Below are 19,653 nucleotides of genomic sequence, written 5' to 3'. Positions count from 1 at the left end.
TCCTATAGAGGCATAAGGACGCCCGTTGTGTAAACTGAAGCTGTCACCAATAATGTGATTGCTAAAAACTGCACATCATACTTTTTCATTTTTAAATAACCAAGCTTTAAATCCTTTGCTACATTGTTTTCCAAGGTGTAGCTGAATCCTCTTACTTCCAGTGCTTCAACTGTAGTCCGCGTACGCTTTGCCGTGTTTAGCATCATAGGATAAAATGCCACCACACACATTTTTGCGTAATAATATATATACCTTACATACAAGAAGCCCGGCTTTTCTGGTTGCTTTCCTCGTAATCGAAAGGAGTGTATGATACTTTGATATTCTTCGATCAGTATTGGTAGCATCCGATAGCCATAGGAGACCCCAAAGCTGAATTTACCTGGGACCCCCATTTTCAATAGGGCATCACTGAATTTTTCTGGGTCCATACTTGTGAAGACTGCCATTGTAGCAAGCGAAACACAGGAAACCTTAAGTGCTACTGGTATAACCGCAATCAGTGCAGCATAGCTATTTCCTAAAAACGTGGCCGCAAATACGAGGTACGTAAACTGTGAAATAACCCCTATAATAAGTAGGATAATAAGCAGCGGACTAACCCTAGACAAGTATGCCAATACTGCTGTGAAAAGTGTTAAACCAATAAGAATGGTCATATTATGGGTAAGCCACGGGATAATAGAATAGACAAGTACCCACAGAATCAACATCCTAGGATCGAGTCTGGCTAGTGGCGTTTGTTCATTTCCGTATGCCGTCCGCATTAGCTCAATTTTTATATTTTCAACTGTCAACTTACTAAAAAACTTCTGAAAAACGCTCACTGGCTGCCTCCTCCAAATAAATTCTGTTTAAAAATCCTTCTATGGATAACTCAATTGGATGGATCTGCAGCTGATGACAAAGGGAAACAATTTGCGGTTCGACTAAGGAGGCTCTCCTTAATAGCGCTTCATTCGAGAACAATTCCATAGGGGAAACATCCGCAATAATACGTCCTTGATTGAGTACAACAACCCTTGTTGCCCACTCGGCCACAAGCTGCATATCATGGGTAGCCACAACAGAGGCCTTCACCTGACTATCTAGCTTTTGAAGCATGGAGATCATTTCTCGCTTGGTGGCAATATCCAAGCTCGCTGTTGGCTCATCCAACAAAACCAACTCTGGCTGCATCGCCAGCCCGATCGCAAGTGAAGCCCTTCGTTGCTGTCCTCCACTTAGCAGTCTTCCGTCTCTATGTTTAATTTCATTTAAGTGGAACTGATGCATAATTTTTTCTGTCACCTGTTCCAGATTAGGGTTATCTCTGACTTTCAGAAAGAATGCCACGTCCTTCACCACTTCGTCTTCAATAAACATTTCTTCAGGCTTTTGATAAATGTACGCAATCTTTTCCGCAAGTTTCTCTGGTGAAGTCTTGATTGTGGAATTTCCTTGGAAACATATTTCACCACTTAGGGGCTTCAACAGTCCAGAAATCAACTTAAGGATCGTTGACTTCCCCGCGCCATTACTACCTACGAGGGCAATTCGCTCTCCCTGCCTAATTTGCATTTGCAAGTCTTTTATAATTGGAACACGCTTGCGTGATAATGTTTTATACCCATAACTCACCTGATCAAATTCAATAAGCGGCGTTGAACCAGGCTGAACCACCAACTTAGGCATTTTTCGCGGGTGATTTTTATATTCCTTAAACCATTCAGCACCTTCTTTGACTGTCACTGGAAGCATTCTCTCCTGCTGCATTTGGCTCGCTGCTGCCATTGTTACCTGTGGTGGATGGATTTGCTTTTCTGTAAGCTCATCAACAGCGTTCAAGGCTTCCCGCACAGGTTTCTTCCACTTCACATTCCCCTGCTCTAATAAAATGACGTCATTACAATAGGAGGCAATAAATTCCGTATGATGCTCAATTACGATAATGGTAATATCATGGTCTTCATGTAACACTTTTAGTTTTTCATACAATTCAATAGCGTGTGCTGGATCTAATTGGGCAACAGGCTCATCAATAATTAAAACATCCGGATTCAGTGCCAAAGCTCCAGCTAACGCCACAAGATGCTTTTGTCCACCACTTAGCTGCCACACATATTCTTCTGCCAGGTGTGTTAAATCGAGAAGTTCGAGTGCACGCTTTCCTCTCTCCTGAAAATCTTCATAGCCATAATTTAAAGGAGAGAAAATGACCTCATCAATTACTCTTGGTCTTACGAGCTGGTTTTCAAAGTCTTGGTAGACATAGGAGACTTTTCTTGAAAGGGAAGCGACATTTGCCGTAGCCGTGTCAATCCCATCCACCTGTACTTTCCCTTCAAAGTCACCTACATAGTAAAAGGGAATTAAGCCATTAATTGCTTTACAGAACGTGGACTTCCCTGCACCATTTCCCCCAATGATCGCGGTAAACGAATGTTTTTCGATCGTCACAGATACATCTTTTAAGATCCAATCCTCTGTGCCAGGATAGCGGAATGATACGTGATCGAACGTTATCATAATCTCTCTCCTTTCCATAAATAAATTAAGCTGCCTCGTCTAAGTCCATTTTGTTGTTTTTATTCTTTTTCACAAACTTAAAGATTACATAAATAATACCTACTGCTAAAATGGCCCAAGCACTATAGCCTATCCATTTTTGATCGTCCGCAAATTGCGCAATAAAGTCTCCAGACCAGAAGGCTAGGTTCATATCCATCTCTGCAATAAACTCTGCGATCATAGCCACAAAGGTCAAGACCACTATGGAGAAAATTAGTCCTGGTGTTATATAAGCACCAACCGATACTTGTACTTTAGCCTTTCGTGGATTCATGCCCAATAATGGTTCAATTTTACCGTAAAGTTTAGGCGTAAGAAGTAATGTTGGAATTAGTCCGAATAACACACCTGTGATTATCATTTCATTTAAGAAGCTCACACCTTCTAGTACTACAATACTTTCCGGTAGGCCAGGAACTGCATCAAAGCCTTCGACACCAAACCAAACCTTCCCAATATCGACGATTGTACTAAGTAACTGATCAATCCCAACTCCTACGAGTGCTGCAACTGCTAACTGCATTTTATTTAACGGGTTACGTACAAGCAGACCAGCTACATAAATTGCCAACGTAAATTCAATGAACCCTTCAATTTCTCCAATCCCACCGAAGTCACCCATTAACAATCCGGCGAAAACAATATTACCAACGGAAGCACCAAGCGCTACATACAAAGGATGAAACAAAGCTGCCAAGATAAGTGGAATAAATGCAAAATAGGAAATCGAAAACTCAATCGGACCTACTTCATTGGAAGGAAGAATTTCTGTAATCATTTTAGATAAACCGAACAGTGACATGGACAAAACAAACACCATCATTTTTTGCGACTGCGTTAACTTTCTTTCCTGGTTAATACTCTTCATTTCATTCACTCCCTCTTGTATTGTACTTTCAGTATAAGGGGTAAATATGAAGCCAGTTTTAACTGTGTGTAAATTTTATTTCTTTTTGTATTATATGAAATTTTTCTTTCATTTTTGTTGTATAATGGATTTTATAAAGGAGATGAGGAATTTGGTAGACTTCTCGAAATGGAACCTCTCTAAAAGCCAACAAAAAATAGCAGACTACTTACATAAAAACATAGACGTTGTCCCATATATGACTGAATCCGAGCTAGCAAAAGCTTGCAATATAAGCGCTGCGACAGTATCTCGCTTTTGGAGTGCCATTGGTTTTAAAAACCTACGTGAGTTCAAACACTCCCTTTTGCAAGACGCTTCCGTCACACCTGCAAGCAAAGTAGAATCCGCATTGAAGCAGCATGAGCAATCCTATGTCCAAGTAATGCTTGATCATGCTACCACCTATATAGCGGAAACAAAAAAGCACTTGGCCGATGATGACTTCACGCAGGCAGTAAATAGTATTGCCGAAGCGGAAAACGTACATTTATTTGGTGCTGGTTCAGCACAAAGTCTTGTTACATTGCTCAGCTTTCGCCTCAAACGTTTTAATCCACACGTATACACCCTTGCACCAAGCGGACATGAGATATTTGAAGGGGTCATTCATATTAAGGAAGGGGATGTACTGTTTATTTTTGGGTTTGTTCAAGCCTCCGTGGAAATCAATGTTTTATTGGATTATGCCAAGAAAAAAGGAGTCCGGACCATTTTAATGACCGATCTCCTTGTCTCCCCCATGCTAGAACAGGCGGATCATGTGCTGTTCACAAGCAGAGGAGATGTGGGGGACTTCCATTCCATGGTGGCGCCAATTGCATTAATTGAAAGCATTGTGATTAACGTAGGAAAGCAAATGGGAGAACATGCCCTACAAAACCTCCACGATTTACACCAAGTTAGAAAGGACTATCAGGATAAACTACCGAAGAAGTAGGAGATCTATGCCAAAAATAAACCCCACTCCTGACAACTAGGAGTGGGTAAACTAGATTACGTAACAGGGTCGGATTAGAGTGTACTACTTTCCGTAGGACTGAATACGCTATATCTTAAATGTTTCTTTCTTGCTCTACATCTGCAAAATTTCCCGAATATCCTCATCTGTAAGTGAAGCAACATGCTTTTCCTTCGGATCAATAACTGCTTCAATCAGTTGTTTCTTCCTTTCTTGAAGCTCATTCATTTTCTCCTCAATCGTACCGCGTGCAACAAGCTTAATTACTTGCACAGCATTTTGCTGCCCGATCCGATGCGCACGATCGGCTGCCTGTTGTTCAACAGCAGGATTCCACCAGCTGTCATATAAGATAACGGTATCCGCACCTGTAAGATTGAGACCTGTCCCACCAGCTTTCAAGGAAATGAGAAACATATCCCGCTCCCCTTCATTAAATCGATTACACCGATCCACACGTTCCTCTGATGGCGTTTGGCCGTCCAAATAAAAATATGGGATGCCTTCTTGGCTCAGCTCTTTTCCAATAATGGATAACATTTGGGTAAACTGTGAGAAAACAAGGACCCTTCTGCCCGCTAGGCGTGATTCCTCAACCAAGCGCTTTAGTTGCTCCAGCTTAGCTGACTTTCCTTTATAACCTGTAACGAATAATGCGGGATGACAGCAAATTTGACGTAAACGCGTTAATCCTGCAAGTATTTTTATTTTGTTTTTCCTTAATGTATCTTTGTCCAGGTGTTTTAAAGTGTCATGGCGCAGTTTAGCCAGGTAGGCAGCATAAAGCTTTTTCTGCTCTTCTAGCAATTCCACAGATTCCTCTTCCTCTGTTTTCTGTGGAAGTTCAGCAAGGACCTCTTGTTTTACCCTGCGTAGCATAAATGGACGAATTCTCCTGGAAACCTGTTTTTGCGTTAGATTGCTGTATTCTTTTAGCCCTTGAAAAAGCTCAGGGAAAACAACATGAAAAATAGCCCATAATTCTTCGAGTGAGTTCTCCATCGGTGTTCCGGTTAACGCAAACCGGTAATCTGCTTGAATCTTTTTCACGGCACGTGCTGTTTGGGTTATCGGATTTTTAAAGGCTTGTGCTTCATCAAACAGTACGGTATGAAATGCTTGTTTTTCATACCAATGGATATCTTGTCGTAACAATGGATAGGAGCTAATTACAACATCACATTCCATTGCCTGTCGCCTCATGTTAGTCCGCGCTTCCTTACTTCCATCTATAATGGTGACATTGATAGCTGGTGCAAATTTCTTTAGCTCATGTAGCCAGTTATAGGTAAGCGAGGAAGGACACACAATCAAAGCGGGGAGCTTCTTTTTACGAATTTCCGGAAGCTCTGATAAAAGAAAGGCGATACTTTGTAACGTTTTTCCTAATCCCATCTCATCTGCAAGCACTCCACCAAATTGATAGCTGGCTAACGTCTTCATCCACCTGTACCCATCCTTCTGGTACTCTCTTAACACGTCTATCAAGCTCTTTGGAATCGAAAACGAGCTAGCTTCAGGGTGTGAAATGCGTTCAAGAAAACGCCGAAAAGAGTCTTCTTTTGTAAATACATCGTCATCTACCACATCAAGCAGCTGGAGACCCTGAAGCAACGGTACATCTAACCCACTATCTAGCTCGTTATGCTGGTCAGGTACTGCGTGCAAGAAGCGTTTAATTTCTTCAAATTCCCTTGTTTCTAATGAGAGCAGGGAACCGTCTCGCAGCCGATAATACTTTCGTTTTTCCTCTAGTGCTGCTAGCACCTCCCGGATATCTCGCTCGGGAAAACCCTTCATTTCAAACTTAAATTCCAGCCAGTTCGTCCGCTCACGGTGGGGCTTTACCCTTATCCTTGGTTTAACTGGGCTTTTCATTACTCGGGTTCTGACCGCTGTGGTTGCATACACATTAACAAGCTTCTGTAGCTTTGGAAGCAGATGATGGAGAAAGTTATACTCCAGCTCCTCATTATGTAAGAAGTAACCACCGTCTGTTTTAGCAAACTGGCCCTCCTCCATCAACTCGATAATCTTCTCTTCCTTTTCCATATCGCGAATGATAATGCCATGAGGTTCTATTTCTTCTTCTAATGGATTAATTGTATTGTTTTCATATTGGAATTCCACGCTTGCAAGCAGACGATTTTTCACACGATCTAAATAGAGCTTCGCCACTAACGGCGTTTTGGGCAAGTGGTCTGTTACTGTCCCGGCCATATTTACGGTGCCAATTTTATTTAGACTTGGAGCGACTTTCTCTGTGAAAAAGGCTGCTTGATTTTCTGGGATTGGAAGGTCGGTTGTCCCTGCGTTCTCGAGCATCTTTTTAAGCTCAATCAAATAGGTATAATCCTTCCTGTTCAATTCAATGATATTCCCGGATGCTAGAACAGACTCGTAAGCATGTAAAATCGTCAACTCTTCGAACCCATCAATAGCAAGTGTATAGTGGGTCCCATCTGTTTCGGAAAAATTAAACTGTAATGGCAATGGTCCTTTTGCCAAACGGATCCCTGTATAACTTCGTCCGCCGTCTTGTACCGTAATCGAAGAAATCCCAAGGACTTGTGGCAAGAGCCTTTTCCATGAAGAAGTTGGGAGGAGAAGTGTCTCCCGCTCCGTCACGGCAGTATCTCCTTCCAAATACGCCATCTCATCCTGGACCGCTCGGACTAGCTGTTGGATAATGGCATCTTCCTCTGTGGAAAAGTAATGGCTAGTGGTATCATAGGTAAGCTTATCTGACAGGACATAGGAGCCCCCTGCTTTTACCTGTCTTAAAAATTCTCGTACATCTCGCACATTTTCATTTCCCAATTGTAATGCTACTCCAAAAAGGGTCTCTCCTGTGTTAAGACTAATAGGCTTAAACGTAAAGGATACACGAAGGTTTTCCCGGTTCTCGAAATGTCGTTGCTCCCCACTATGGCGAACGGGTTTGTTATCAAACAGGTTTATAAACCCTGTGGCAAGCTCCTCACGATGCCGCTCACGTAATGCAAGCAACACTGCCGCGACGTGTTGGCAATCCTTGTTAAAAGAAGCAAGAGAAGGACAGCTACAAGTTGTATGCAGTTTTTCTCCTTCAGCTTGTTCAATCGTCACATAAAAGTTTTCCTTGCCTGCAACAACAGCTTCACAATGAGTTGTTGTGACAGTATCCAACGTTACTTTCGTCGCACTATAAAACGCGTGACCTTTTTTAAAGGAAACCGCTCCGCATCGTTCTATAATTTTTTTGTCAGTTAGCGTAATTTTCACAGCATCTCGCCTGCTTTTCATCAGATTCCGATCAAATTGGTATTCTAATTGTATCATATAGGGAGTAGAGCAAAAAGAATGAGTGTTCGTGTTCTAAACGAGAAACTTTTCTATGGTCCCGCCGCTTGGTATAATGGAATGAAGGAAAAATTTAGCAGGGGGAAATGAATCATGAATAAGTCAGAAGGGTATAGAAAATTTCAGATAGGGTTCCATCTTATTATTGCCCTAATTGCCTCCGTTATTGTCTATGCATATGCAGCAAACGACTTTCAAGCAGCATATGTAATCATTGGGTCTGTTATCGCTATCTCAAGTATTTATCAATTGGTTTTATTACTGTCTCAAAAAAATAACAAAACCAAGAACCAGACCCATAAGTATTTATAAGAGCAAAAGGCCAGACGAAGTCAATTCGCCCGGCCTTTTTAATACTTTGAAGCTAGTGATATTCGCTTCAGCATGTCATTTAAGAAATTTGGTTTAATATGATTCGTAATGCTTCCTTGATTGATGTTGCAGGACGTCCCAACACGCTTTCAAAATCACTACTCACTACGTCTAACTCTCCCTCGCGTATACCTTCTTGTATTCCAAGCAGGAAGGGAATAACAGCTTCTGGTACTCCTGCATCCTTCATTGTATCTGCATAGGTATCGTCATCTACTTGTTGTACTGCTATGTCTTTCTCAAGAACCGATTCGAGAGCAGACACTAAAGCCTCTTGAGTCAACGGGGTGCCAGATAACTCATAGATTTTATTTTCATGACCCTCTCCGATTAAAACAGTTGCAGCTGCTTCTGCGTAATCTTGCTGCAATGCCCAACCAGTTCTCCCTGTTTTGGCAGAGGTAACCCATGGTGCACCTGCAAGAACCCCCTGAGTACTCGCAATTTCATTTTCCAAATACCAATTATTTCGTAAAAAGGCATATGGAATACCGGTTTTCAGAATCGCCGCTTCTGTTGCTTGATGGGGTGGCGCTAGGATCATCTTACTTTCACTTGCATTTGCTATACTTGTATAGGCAATAAATTTCACTTTCGCCCGTTCTGCAGCCGCGATCGCATCCGTATGCTGTCTAATCCTTGTTTCATTATCACCATCTGCGGAAATAATTAACAAGCGATCAATCCCTGTAAATGCTGCATCCATCGATTCAGGCTGGTCAAAATCACCATGGCGAACCTCTACCCCACGTTCGCTTAAATGTGTCGCCTTTTCCGGGTTACGTACACTTACCACTAACTGACTTGCGGGAATAGTCTCCAGTATTTTCTCCACTATCTTACTACCAAGTTTTCCGGTCGCTCCTGTTACTAAGAATTTCATTGTGACTCCTCCTGATCTCCCCCGAGGGCTGTTGTAACCACATTGGTTACTTGTAATCATATTAATTACAACTTGTAAAGATGTCAACTAAAGTGCTGTAACCATTATCGTTACAAGACTTTTAAATACTGGTATAATATTGCAAGGAAGGTGATTTAATATGGCAATTAGCAGCAGGTTTTCTGTAGGAATCCATATTCTCACGCTTATAGCATTCAATAAAGACGGAGTTAGTTCGTCAGATTATTTAGCCGCAAGTGTGAATACAAACCCTGCACTTATTAGGAAAATAACAGGCATGCTTAAAAAAGCCGGATTAGTAGAGGTGCGACCAGGGGTTGCTGGCACAACATTAGCTCGAAAGCTCTCAGATATTACATTACTGGACGTATATCAGGCAGTTGATGTCGTACAAGATAACGAACTATTTAACGTGCACCCTAGTCCAAGTCCCAAATGCGAGGTTGGTAGAAACATTCAGGAGACGATTGTACCAATCCTCTCAAGCGCCCAGTTAGCATTAGAAAAGGTACTTCAACATGTAACAATTGAAGATATCGTAAAAGATATTCACATGAAAGAGGGAATATAACCTATTGGTAGTTACAAAAGCAGCCCCTACTAAGGTAAAAAACAAAGGCGACATCTTCTTTTCTTGTGAAGATGTCGCCTTTGTTACTTTTTAATCTTTGTGGGGAACCCGGTCAATTTCTATTAAACCATCACTTTACAAATATCTCGTGTGAATTCAACTGGATCATTAATCGGTAATCCTTCTATAAGTAATGCTTGATTGTATAGCAGGTTTGTAAATAAATTTAATTTGTCTTTATCCTTTTCGTACGATTGTTTTAAGGATTGGAACACCTCATGATCAACATTGATTTCCAGTACTTTATCAGCTTGAATCTGTTGGTTATCTGGCATCGCATTTATAACTTTTTCCATTTCAATAGAGATATCACCTTCTGCAGTCAAACAGACAGGGTGTGATTTTAATCGTTTTGATGCACGAACATTCTTCACTTTACCAGCCAATACTTCTTTCATTGCATCAAATAATTCCTTGTTTTCTTCCTCTTTCTCTTTCGCTTCTTCGTTCTCTTCTTCATCGATTCCAAGGTCTCCACTTGAAACAGATTTAAATTCTTTTTCCTTATAGTTCATAAGCATCTTAATAGCAAATTCGTCAATTTCATCTGTGAAATAAAGAATTTCATAGCCCTTTTCGGCTACCATTTCTGTTTGCGGAAGCTTATCAATCCGGTCAATAGAGTCGCCGATTGCATAGTAAATATATTTCTGATCCTCTGGCATTCTTGATACATATTCTTCTAACGTTACTAGTTTCTTTTCTTTTGAGGAATGGAACAATAGTAGATCCTGCAATACCTCTTTATTTGCACCATAATCACTATATACACCAAACTTCAGCTGCTGTCCGAATGCTTTAAAGAATCTTTCATACTTATCACGGTCATCTCGCAGGATGCTTTGCAATTCCTTTTTAATCTTTTTGTTAATGTTCTTTTCAATTAGTTTCAATTGACGGTCATGCTGCAACATCTCTCTGGAAATATTCAAGGATAGGTCTTCAGAATCTACCATCCCTTTTACAAAACTAAAGTAATCTGGCAGCAAATCTGCACACTTGTCCATAATTAGAACACCATTTGAGTACAGCTCTAGGCCTTTTTCATACTCTCTCGTGTAATAATTGTATGGAGCATTTTCTGGTATATACAGAATTGCATTATAGCGAATGCTTCCATCCACGTTAATATGAAGGTGTTTCAGTGGCGTATCAAAGCCGTAATGTTTTTCCTTATAGAAGTTCTCATAGTCTTCATCCGTAAGCTCGCTCTTGTTCTTTTTCCAAATTGGAACCATAGAGTTGATCGTCTGTTCGGAGACAACCTCTTCATACTCTCCTTCTGACCCTTCTTTTGGTTTGCTTTCTGTAACATCCATTTTAATCGGGTAGCGAATGAAATCAGAGTATTTCTTCACGATTTGACGTAAACGGTATTCTTCAAGAAACTCATCATAATTATCTTCGTCGGTGTTTTCTTTAATCTCTAAAACTATTTCAGTACCTGGCTCGTCCTTTTGTACTGGTTTAATTTCGTAGCCATCAGAGCCTTGAGATTGCCATTGATACGCTTCATCACTATCAATAGATTTTGTAGTGACCGTTACTCTATCTGCCACCATGAACGCAGCATAGAAGCCAACACCAAACTGTCCGATAATGTCGTGCCCATCTTTAATTTCATTTTCATTTTTAAAGTTAAAAGATCCACTTCTAGCAATGGTTCCCAAATTGGATTCCAGTTCTTCCTTTGTCATCCCAATCCCTGTATCCATTACTTTTAAAGTTCGTGTATCTTTATTTGGGACAAGTTTTATGTAGTAGTTATCTTGATCAAACGAAATCTGATCATCTGTAAGAGCGCGATAATAAATTTTATCCATTGCATCGCTTGAATTTGAAACAAGTTCTCTTAAGAAAACTTCACGCTTGGAGTAAATCGAATTGATTACCATATCCAAAAGCTTTTTTGATTCTGCTTTAAATTCCATCTTTGCCATGTAACATAACTCCCCTTCGTATTTTGTTCATTAGCACTCGACTAGCTTGAGTGCTAATCCCTCTATGTTTTTAATACCATAATCATTTTTACATGTCAATCCTATTTGCTTCTGACAGTTTCCCAATAACGAATACCAGTACAAGTTGCACGACATGGAGGGAAGCTAAATTTTTATTCTCTTTGGCTGCCTTTGTTCGAAAGTATAGATGTATTCAAAGCCAGCTTCTTTTGCAATTGACAAAGCATCTTTAAGATGAGCGCCCACTGTTTCAGCAAGATGAGAATCCGACCCGATGGTCAGTATTTGTCCGCCAAGAGAATGGTAAAGCTTTAAGACGTCTATGTTCGGAAATGCTTCGTTTACCTTTACATTAGAAATTCCCGATGTATTAATTTCTAGGCCTATCCCTCTCTCAATTGCTTTAATGAGAATTCTTTCGAGATCTTTTCGGAAATAATTGAAATCGTAATTACCTTTTGCCTCGATAGCATAGCGCTTCATCAAATCCAAATGTGCAATAACGTCTATATCAGCATTTGACACTAATGAGAAGACTTCATTAAAATAGCTTTGATAAACTTCAACAGGTGTTTTACCACTCATAAACTTTCTTAATTTTATTTCGTTAATATTGTGTACAGACCCTAGAATGAAATCCAGTTCAAGTTCCTGTAGAACCTCCCTATAGGTGTCCATCATTAAATGAGGTTCACAAAGTTCAATACCAGCTTTAATTACTAAATGTTTGCCGTATTTATTTCGTACTTGTTCAATTTGGTTAAAGTACCTTTGAAAATCCATATGACCATATGTAGGCAGATTAGGGTTTACTGCATAATGTTCAGTAAAGCAAATTTCATTAATCCCTTTTTTTATTGCTTCCGAGCATACTTTATCCATACTAGCTTTGGAATCAAAAGAATTATCTGTATGATGATGATAATCTGTAAGGTACATCTTGTCTCCTCCTATGACTATTTAGCTATAAAACTATTGAATGGTAATATTGTCATTACAAAAGCAAGAAGGCAACCCTGTAAAAGGTTACCCTCTCATTATAGTTTACAATAGTTGCTTAAAATTATTAACCACATTACTTACAGTGAAGCCATACCTTTCTATAACTTCATTACCAGGTGCTGATGCTCCGAAAGTATCAATGCTCATCACTGCCCCCTCTGAGCCTGCGTATTCTCTCCACCCTATTTTGGCACCCATTTCAACCGTTAAGCGTTTTGGTAGGTTGGCTGGCAGTACACTTTCTTTATACTCAGGTGATTGTTTTTCAAACAAATCCCACGATGGCATACTAACTACATTTACAAATATACCTTCTTCAGCTAGACACGATTGAGCTTGAATTGACAACGAAACCTCGGAACCCGCTGCTATGATAATACCAACTGCTTTACCTGCTGCTTCCGAAACGGTATAGGCTCCTTTTCGAACTCCATTGGTAGCCAATTTATCTGTGTTAGCTAATGTTGGTAAACCCTGTCTTCCCAAAACTAGCATTGTAGGATTACCCGTTTCCTCAATAGCTACTTTCCAAGCTTCTCTAGTTTCATTTGCATCTGCTGGACGAATTACAGAAACCCCTGGCATTGCTCGGAAGGATGCAAGCTGTTCAATGGGTTGATGTGTCGGTCCATCCTGGCCAACTGCAATTGAATCATGAGTAAAGACATAGGTTACCGGCAATTTCATCAACGAGGCTAAACGTATTGCTGGTCGCAGGTAATCTGAGAAAACAAAGAATGTACTTACAAATGGGCGTAAGTGATGTAACGCGAGTCCATTGGAAATAGCCCCCATGGCAAACTCTCGTACACCGAAACGGATATTTCTACCAGAATAATCCTTGCTGTTTAAGTCAACGTATTCTTTTAATCTAGTTTTGGTAGATGAATCAAGGTCAGCTGACCCTCCCACTAATTCGGTTAGTTTCTCAGCCAAAGCATTTAACGTTTCGCTTGAAGCAACACGTGTGGCGAGCTCATCACCCTCTGCATAAACTGGTAACTCATCAGTCCAATTAACAGGTAAATCTCTGGCTTCAACTCTTTCCAACTCGTTTGCAAGTTCAGGGTATTCCTGCTGATATTCAGCAAGTAGCTTATTCCATTCCTTTTCTCTTGCCAACCCATTTTCTTTTATACTTCCAAAGTCTTTGTAGACTTCCTCTGGGACATAGAAATCTTCATGATTCCAACTATAAAACTTCTTGGTACGTTCAATCTCTTCTTTTCCCAATGGATCACTATGTGCATTATGTGTACCTTGCAAGGTTGGTGAACCGTAGCCAATAACGGTTTTCACTTCTATAATCGTAGGGCGTTCCGCATCAGCTTTCGCTTCCTCTATGGCCTTTGTGATCGCTTCTACATTATTGCCGTCTGCAACTTTTAAATACTGCCAGTCATATGATTCAAAGCGCTTCTTAATATCCTCTGAAAAGGTCAAATCTAATTCGCCATCTAAACTGATGTCATTAGAATCATAGAGGACGATTAGACGGCCAAGCTTTAGATGGCCAGCCAGTGATGCTGCCTCATAAGATACTCCCTCCATCAAGTCACCATCACCACATATTGTATAGGTGTAGTGGTCTACAATTGGATAATCTGACTTATTGTACGTTTCAGCAAGATGCCTTTCAGCTAAAGCCATTCCAACACTCACAGGGATACCTTGCCCTAGAGGCCCTGTTGTTGCTTCCACCCCAGGTGTTATTCCAAATTCCGGATGACCCGGAGTTTTGCTTCCCCATTGTCTTGTATTCTTTAAATCTTCCATTGTTACGTCAAATCCCGAAAGATGAAGTAAATTGTATAATAAGTTAGAACCATGCCCAGCGGATAATACGAAACGATCGCGATTAAACCAACTTGGATTTTCGGGGTTAATATTCATCACATTTTTCCATAAGCTATATGCCATGGGAGCTGCCCCCATCGGCATTCCAGGATGCCCATGCTGTGCTCTCTCGACACTATCGATTGTTAAAGTACGAATGGTATTAATGGATAAGTCCTGTATTGTTGAATGTAATATTGTCATTGCAAAACCTCCAGAGATTAATTATCTGTAGCTCATTCATTAACATGGTGAAGCTCAACAGAACTTCACCATGTACAACCTGAATTAAACAGCTTTTTCTTCCCCTTTATGACTAGACTTTTTCTTTTTAGCAGGGATTGCCATTAAAGCAATAATTACAATTAAACCAATGGTAATGGCTATTGGCCCGGAGTAGTTTGCCAATGTACCAAAGAATATGCCTGAAACCCCAAAATCCGCATCGGAGAATGTTGTATTTGCAAAGCCTAGCTCTCCAAGCACCGGCATTAAGAATACAGGCAAGAACGAGATAATGATTCCGTTTACAAAAGCCCCTGCAATGGAACCTTTAAATCCACCAGTTGCATTACCAAATACTCCGGCAGCTGCACCTGTGAAAAAGTGTGGAACCACACCTGGTAATATAATGACACCCCCAGCGAAAACCATAATTACCATACTAAAGATCCCACCAATGAAACTTGCAAAAAATCCGATTAGAACAGCATTTGGTGCAAATGTAAATATAATAGGCACGTCTAATGCAGGTTTGGCATCAGGCACAAGTTTGGTAGAAATTCCTTTAAATGCAGGTACAATCTCCGCAAGTACCAAACGAACACCTGATAGAATAATGAATACACCAGCTGCAAAGCTACCAGCCTGTATGAATGAAAATACTAGGAAGTTTGTACCGCCACTTAATTCAGATTCAATGAATGAAGGGCCAGCAAACAAAGCTACAATAACATACATAATAATCATTGTTAGTGCTATACTCACCGTACTATCACGTAAGAAACCAAGACCCTTCGGAAAGTTGATATTTTCAGTGTTGTTTTCTTTACTTCCTTTGAACAGTTTGCCAACCAAGCCACTTGCAGCATATCCGACTGCACTGAAATGCCCTAAAGCAACATTGTCATTCCCTGTAAGCTGTCGCATAAATGGTTGAAGAATAGCTGGAGATAAAGTCATAATAATACCCAATGCAATAGAACCCGCAGCAATTAATCCGAATGTGTTAAATCCTGCAACGGCCATTATCACTGCTAACATAGCTGCCATGTATAAAGTATGGTGTCCTGTCAGGAATATATATTTATAACGAGTTAATCTTGCAATTAAGATGTTGACAACCATTCCAAAAAACATAATAAGTGCTGTATTTGTACCATAGTCAGTCAAAGCGAGTGCCACAATTGCCTCATTATTAGGCACAACACCGGAAACATTAAATGCTTCTTCAAACATTGCCCCAAATGGAGTTAAAGCGGTTTGTAATATACCCGCACCAGCTGAAATCACCAAGAAACCGACGAATGTTTTGGTCGTTCCCTTGACTGTGTCCGACATTTTTTTCTTTTGTGCAGCAAGACCTATTAATGCAATTAATGCTACTAATATTGCTGGTTGACTTAAAATATCAATCAGTGTACTCATAAGCATATCCTCCCCAAGATCTTATTATTTTCAAAGAATGATTCCTCTCTCTTCCAACACCTTTTTTACCTTTGTTCTTAATTCATCCATATCAATAATACTTTCCATGACTACAACATCTCCCAGGTGCGCCCCACCATCCGCTATATCCTTTGCAAGGAAATATACATCTGCATCTCCTGGAACTGCTGAACTTAAATCAGAATGCGAGACTTCTACATCCGTAACACCTAACTCACCCAAAATTTGGTTAATATTCATTTCTACCATAAAACTAGTCCCCAAACCGGATCCACACACTGCTAAAATTTTCATCATTATTCCTCCCCCTTTTTTATTATTTCGATGACCTGCTCAGCAGTTTCTGCACTCTTTATGGATTCAAGCAGATCTTTGTCACCTAAAATTTTAGTCAACTGCGCTAACGCCTTTAAATGTGCTTCACTGTCCACAGCTGCTAGGCAGATAAAAATATCAATTTTATGATCATCTTGGTCTAACAATAAAACCGGTTTTCTCGTTCTCAAGAAAGACATGCCCAGTTGGTTAACGCCGTCTTCCGGTCTAGCATGTGGGATAGCAATTCCTTTACCGATATGAATATATGTCCCTACTTCTTCTACATTCGTAATCATGGCATTAACATACCGTTTATCTACTTTATTGGATTGAATCAATGGCTGTGATGCCTCCATGATTGCATTTTTCCAATCCAGAATTTCATCTGTAAAACAGATAGTTTCTTGTGTCAGTAACTCTGATAACATTGGTTTATGCATCCCCTTGCTCTGGTTATGTGAGTAAAATAGATTAACTAGGTCGGAAAACAATTTGTTTTCATTTTTAATTTCTGTATGCTTTTTAATTACTTCCATCAATTGATCTACTGAGAAATTACGTTCGCTTAAGCTAGGGAACTGCTTAATGACAGATTGGTTTAGATAGTTCTTTTCCACCAATGACAACAGCGGTTTAACAATAAATAACGGCTTAACAGATACGACCTGAACAGTTGAAAATACCAAATCATACGTATTGGTAGAAATATCCTCCAGCTTATCGCCGCTGTTCACTCTGCAAAAAACTACTTCAGGAAACATATCTTTCAATTGGGCCTCAAGCATAATAGACGAACTTAAGCCATTTGAACAAACGATTAGAGCAGTTATCTTATCGGACTTAAGTTTTTTCGTGTTTTCTAGAAAGCCTCCGAAGTGCATTGTAAAGTATCCAATTTCAGCTTCACTGATATCTTTACCTGTCCAGAGCGTCAATGGAGCGAGTGACCGTTCCACGAATTGAAATAGTTCGGTATACTCAGCTTTAATGGTTTCCGTTAGGGTATTGACTAATGGTATTCCAAACGTAATTCTAAAAAACGCAGGAACAAGATGATCAAATAAACTTTGTTTCAAAAATTCTTTCTGCTTTATGGGTAAGAGTGTATTTCTTTCAAATTCGTCTACGATTTGCCCCGCAAGAACTTCCAAAGGGCGGTTATCTTTACTTGTGACAACTTGAAGTGCTGTTAATAATTGAATCGTTACATAATAGCTCTCATTCCCACCTCCTTCAGAGAAAAGTTCTTCTGCCAATACTTTCCCATAATTAAACATGCTTTGCCGTTCAAGTAATTGCTTTTCAAATTCAGTTAACAACAAATCCATATGTTGATTACGTACATTTATAAATGCCAGATGAATTATCATTTCCGCTTTTCTGCTTTTTACAAGATTCAGTCCCTTATCTTTCAAAAAAGTATTTATTATCTGCTGTGTTTTTATTAAAATCTCTGTATTTCCCCATGACTTTAATGCTAAGACAATAATTTCTTTTCCGAGAGGTTGAGAAAGCAAATGATTCACACTGAAGATTGCCATTCTGCGTTTGTCCATCTCATGTCCGACAATATGATAGCCATCCATTCTCGTGTAATTAAATTCGCTACTCCATTGTTTACAAATGTCTTTTAACCTTTTAACATCGGTTAGTGCAGTATTTTTACTTACACGTAGCACTAGCTGAAAATGATAATTCGATACTGGCTCCTTGCGTATAAAAGTATATAAGTAAATCAGATAAACTCTATCGTGTTCAGAAATAGTGAATGGATTTGTATGCATTTCAAGAAGTAAGTTTGCCTTGGGAAGTTTTTTCAATTGATCGTCAACGTGAATTGTTGGATGATGAATATCAAACTTAGGAAGTTTATTACAACTTAATGCGTGATTAACTTTTTCCAAGTCGTACATTAACTGCCTATCAGTCAAATTTAATTGCCTCATTAACTCCTGTTTCGTAATCTGTTCATGTTTTGTTATTTCTTCAAAAAGCCTATAGGACCTCTGGTCAAACAAAAGTACCCCTCCACCTCTCCTCCAAATTATAAAACGCTTACAACGTTGATACAATAACATCTTAGCCCAATTAATGAAGGCCCAATTAGACACCTATTGGGCTGTCTATCATTATTATGTTGTATTCCAACTATGTACCTATTATTCTACTTGAAGGTGCCCCTATTAATAAGAACCGTAGATTACACAGCAGATTAATATCATACAGGAAGTTGTACCTTAAGATATTACAATCCTTTTTAAAAATACCAATGGCAATTTGCACCAGTTCTCTTTAACTCATTCCTTAACAATGTTATTTACCAATGGCTGCTCAAGCTATACACCAATACTTTCATCCACAGCATCGATTATCCAAACTTAAATAGAGTCAATTAAAAGCGTTTACAACAAAAAATACATATGTTAGGATACTTGTATACAAGTATTCATCTTCTATTTAAAGGATGTTGATTCATATGAAAGCCCTTTACCCAGAAAAGAGACTAGTAAATGCGTCAATGGGTGCACGAGTAGTGGCAGAGTTGCGTATGCGGATTATTACAAAGGCTATTAAAGATGAAACCGTTTTAACCGAAAACCAGCTTGCCAAAGAATTTCAAGTAAGTAGATCACCCATCAGAGAAGCACTCCGGACATTAACCACTGAAAACCTTGTTCGACCTGAACGAATGGGTGTCGTGGTAGTTGGAATTTCCGAAAAAGATATCGAAGAAATATATGATATACGCCTGATGGTGGAATCCTTTGTCTTTGAGCGATTGCTGCATAAGGATAACGGCAAACTGGTCGGTGAGCTTGAAAAGTTAATTGAAATGATGAAGATCGCGGTCAAGTATAAGGATATCGACGAATTTTCTTTTCTCGACCTAGAGTTTCATGAAACGATCATCCGATCCATTGATCATCGTTATATCTCCATGCTTTGGTCGAACATTAAACCCGTAATGGAGTGTTTAATTCTTCTATCCATGCGCTACCGATTGGAAGAAAACGATAAAGACTTTGAGCGTGTGATTGCCAATCATGAATTAATCATGGAATCCATCGAAAACAAGGATACCGATTTAATTAATCAAGCATTTTATAAAAACTTTAATGATGTCCAGAATAAAGTAGAAAAGATATGGAGTAATGAAGAAATGATGAAGATTGCGAGGGAAAGTATTGAATTCAAATAAAT

The 19,653-nt window shown here is 39.6% G+C and carries 15 protein-coding genes; 4 read left to right on the top strand and 11 right to left on the bottom strand.

Going from position 1 to position 19,653, the window contains the following annotated elements; translation table 11 throughout:
• Positions 1-2: 2 nt before the first annotated feature.
• The 3 genes from K3T81_RS00645 to K3T81_RS00635 are packed head-to-tail and all read right to left on the bottom strand — an operon-like array spanning position 3 to position 3,418.
• Positions 3-827, bottom strand: a complete 825-nt coding sequence (locus K3T81_RS00645) for an energy-coupling factor transporter transmembrane component T family protein (protein WP_238017469.1) — start codon at positions 825-827, stop codon at positions 3-5.
• Positions 802-2,526 (bottom strand): ABC transporter ATP-binding protein, encoded by a 1,725-nt coding sequence (locus tag K3T81_RS00640; RefSeq protein WP_275949810.1) that lies wholly within the window; start codon positions 2,524-2,526, stop codon positions 802-804. Before K3T81_RS00640 ends, K3T81_RS00645 begins: the two co-directional genes overlap by 26 nt.
• 7 nt (positions 2,527-2,533) lie before the next feature.
• Positions 2,534-3,418, bottom strand: a complete 885-nt coding sequence (locus K3T81_RS00635) for a DUF8171 family membrane protein (protein WP_238017467.1) — start codon at positions 3,416-3,418, stop codon at positions 2,534-2,536.
• A gap of 151 nt (positions 3,419-3,569) precedes the next feature.
• Here K3T81_RS00635 and K3T81_RS00630 point away from each other — a divergent pair, with 151 nt between their 5' ends.
• A complete protein-coding gene (locus tag K3T81_RS00630; protein WP_238017465.1) occupies positions 3,570-4,397 on the top strand; it encodes a MurR/RpiR family transcriptional regulator in 828 nt (275 codons plus the stop codon).
• A 135-nt stretch (positions 4,398-4,532) separates the two neighbouring features.
• Here the strand turns inward: K3T81_RS00630 and K3T81_RS00625 are convergent, their stop codons facing one another.
• A complete protein-coding gene (locus K3T81_RS00625; protein ID WP_238017463.1) occupies positions 4,533-7,682 on the bottom strand; it encodes an SNF2 helicase associated domain-containing protein in 3,150 nt (1,049 codons plus the stop codon).
• Positions 7,683-7,853: 171 nt separating this feature from the next.
• Between K3T81_RS00625 and K3T81_RS00620 the strand changes: the two genes are divergently transcribed.
• Complete coding sequence (locus K3T81_RS00620) at positions 7,854-8,072, top strand: hypothetical protein (protein WP_238017461.1); 219 nt, start codon at positions 7,854-7,856, stop codon at positions 8,070-8,072.
• A gap of 79 nt (positions 8,073-8,151) precedes the next feature.
• On the opposite strand, the gene K3T81_RS00615 is transcribed toward K3T81_RS00620, so the two are convergent.
• On the bottom strand, positions 8,152-9,015 hold the full coding sequence (locus K3T81_RS00615; RefSeq protein WP_238017459.1) for an SDR family oxidoreductase: 864 nt from the start codon (positions 9,013-9,015) through the stop codon (positions 8,152-8,154).
• A gap of 160 nt (positions 9,016-9,175) precedes the next feature.
• On the opposite strand from K3T81_RS00615, the gene K3T81_RS00610 reads away from it, so the two are divergent.
• Entirely contained in the window at positions 9,176-9,607 is a 432-nt protein-coding gene (locus K3T81_RS00610; protein WP_058950290.1) for an Rrf2 family transcriptional regulator, read from the top strand.
• A 122-nt stretch (positions 9,608-9,729) separates the two neighbouring features.
• Here K3T81_RS00610 and htpG read toward each other — a convergent pair whose 3' ends face one another.
• From htpG to K3T81_RS00580, 6 genes are all read right to left on the bottom strand, one after another.
• Positions 9,730-11,607 carry a molecular chaperone HtpG gene (htpG, locus tag K3T81_RS00605; protein WP_238017457.1) on the bottom strand — a complete coding sequence of 626 codons (1,878 nt, stop codon included), beginning with the start codon at positions 11,605-11,607 and terminating at the stop codon, positions 9,730-9,732.
• Between the two features lie 165 nt (positions 11,608-11,772).
• Positions 11,773-12,567 (bottom strand): histidinol-phosphatase HisJ family protein, encoded by a 795-nt coding sequence (locus K3T81_RS00600; protein ID WP_238017455.1) that lies wholly within the window; start codon positions 12,565-12,567, stop codon positions 11,773-11,775.
• A gap of 105 nt (positions 12,568-12,672) precedes the next feature.
• Positions 12,673-14,670, bottom strand: coding sequence for a transketolase (tkt, locus tag K3T81_RS00595; protein WP_238017454.1), 1,998 nt, complete (start codon positions 14,668-14,670; stop codon positions 12,673-12,675).
• A gap of 84 nt (positions 14,671-14,754) precedes the next feature.
• Entirely contained in the window at positions 14,755-16,113 is a 1,359-nt protein-coding gene (locus tag K3T81_RS00590; RefSeq protein WP_238017452.1) for a PTS ascorbate transporter subunit IIC, read from the bottom strand.
• A 30-nt stretch (positions 16,114-16,143) separates the two neighbouring features.
• Positions 16,144-16,428 (bottom strand): PTS sugar transporter subunit IIB, encoded by a 285-nt coding sequence (locus tag K3T81_RS00585; protein ID WP_161464000.1) that lies wholly within the window; start codon positions 16,426-16,428, stop codon positions 16,144-16,146.
• A 2-nt stretch (positions 16,429-16,430) separates the two neighbouring features.
• Positions 16,431-18,470, bottom strand: coding sequence for a BglG family transcription antiterminator (locus K3T81_RS00580; RefSeq protein ID WP_238017450.1), 2,040 nt, complete (start codon positions 18,468-18,470; stop codon positions 16,431-16,433).
• 446 nt (positions 18,471-18,916) lie between these two features.
• Here K3T81_RS00580 and K3T81_RS00575 point away from each other — a divergent pair, with 446 nt between their 5' ends.
• A complete protein-coding gene (locus K3T81_RS00575) occupies positions 18,917-19,651 on the top strand; it encodes a GntR family transcriptional regulator (protein ID WP_238017448.1) in 735 nt (244 codons plus the stop codon).
• Positions 19,652-19,653 lie beyond the last annotated feature (2 nt).

Origin of the sequence: Oceanobacillus jordanicus, from assembly GCF_022095695.1 — a bacterium.
GTDB lineage: Bacteria > Bacillota > Bacilli > Bacillales > Amphibacillaceae > Oceanobacillus_B > Oceanobacillus_B jordanicus.
This window is presented reverse-complemented; position numbering and strand designations above follow the sequence as displayed.

Excerpts from the sequence above, each read along its gene's own strand:
- K3T81_RS00640 (WP_275949810.1), bottom strand. The coding sequence starts at position 2,526 with ATGGAAAGGAGAGAGATTATGATAACGTTCGATCACGTATCATTCCGC.
- K3T81_RS00635 (WP_238017467.1), bottom strand. The coding sequence starts at position 3,418 with ATGAAGAGTATTAACCAGGAAAGAAAGTTAACGCAGTCGCAAAAAATG.
- K3T81_RS00620 (WP_238017461.1), top strand. The coding sequence starts at position 7,854 with ATGAATAAGTCAGAAGGGTATAGAAAATTTCAGATAGGGTTCCATCTT.
- K3T81_RS00615 (WP_238017459.1), bottom strand. The coding sequence starts at position 9,015 with ATGAAATTCTTAGTAACAGGAGCGACCGGAAAACTTGGTAGTAAGATA.
- K3T81_RS00610 (WP_058950290.1), top strand. The coding sequence starts at position 9,176 with ATGGCAATTAGCAGCAGGTTTTCTGTAGGAATCCATATTCTCACGCTT.
- htpG (WP_238017457.1), bottom strand. The coding sequence starts at position 11,607 with ATGGCAAAGATGGAATTTAAAGCAGAATCAAAAAAGCTTTTGGATATG.
- K3T81_RS00600 (WP_238017455.1), bottom strand. The coding sequence starts at position 12,567 with ATGTACCTTACAGATTATCATCATCATACAGATAATTCTTTTGATTCC.
- tkt (WP_238017454.1), bottom strand. The coding sequence starts at position 14,670 with ATGACAATATTACATTCAACAATACAGGACTTATCCATTAATACCATT.
- K3T81_RS00590 (WP_238017452.1), bottom strand. The coding sequence starts at position 16,113 with ATGAGTACACTGATTGATATTTTAAGTCAACCAGCAATATTAGTAGCA.
- K3T81_RS00585 (WP_161464000.1), bottom strand. The coding sequence starts at position 16,428 with ATGAAAATTTTAGCAGTGTGTGGATCCGGTTTGGGGACTAGTTTTATG.
- K3T81_RS00575 (WP_238017448.1), top strand. The coding sequence starts at position 18,917 with ATGTTGATTCATATGAAAGCCCTTTACCCAGAAAAGAGACTAGTAAAT.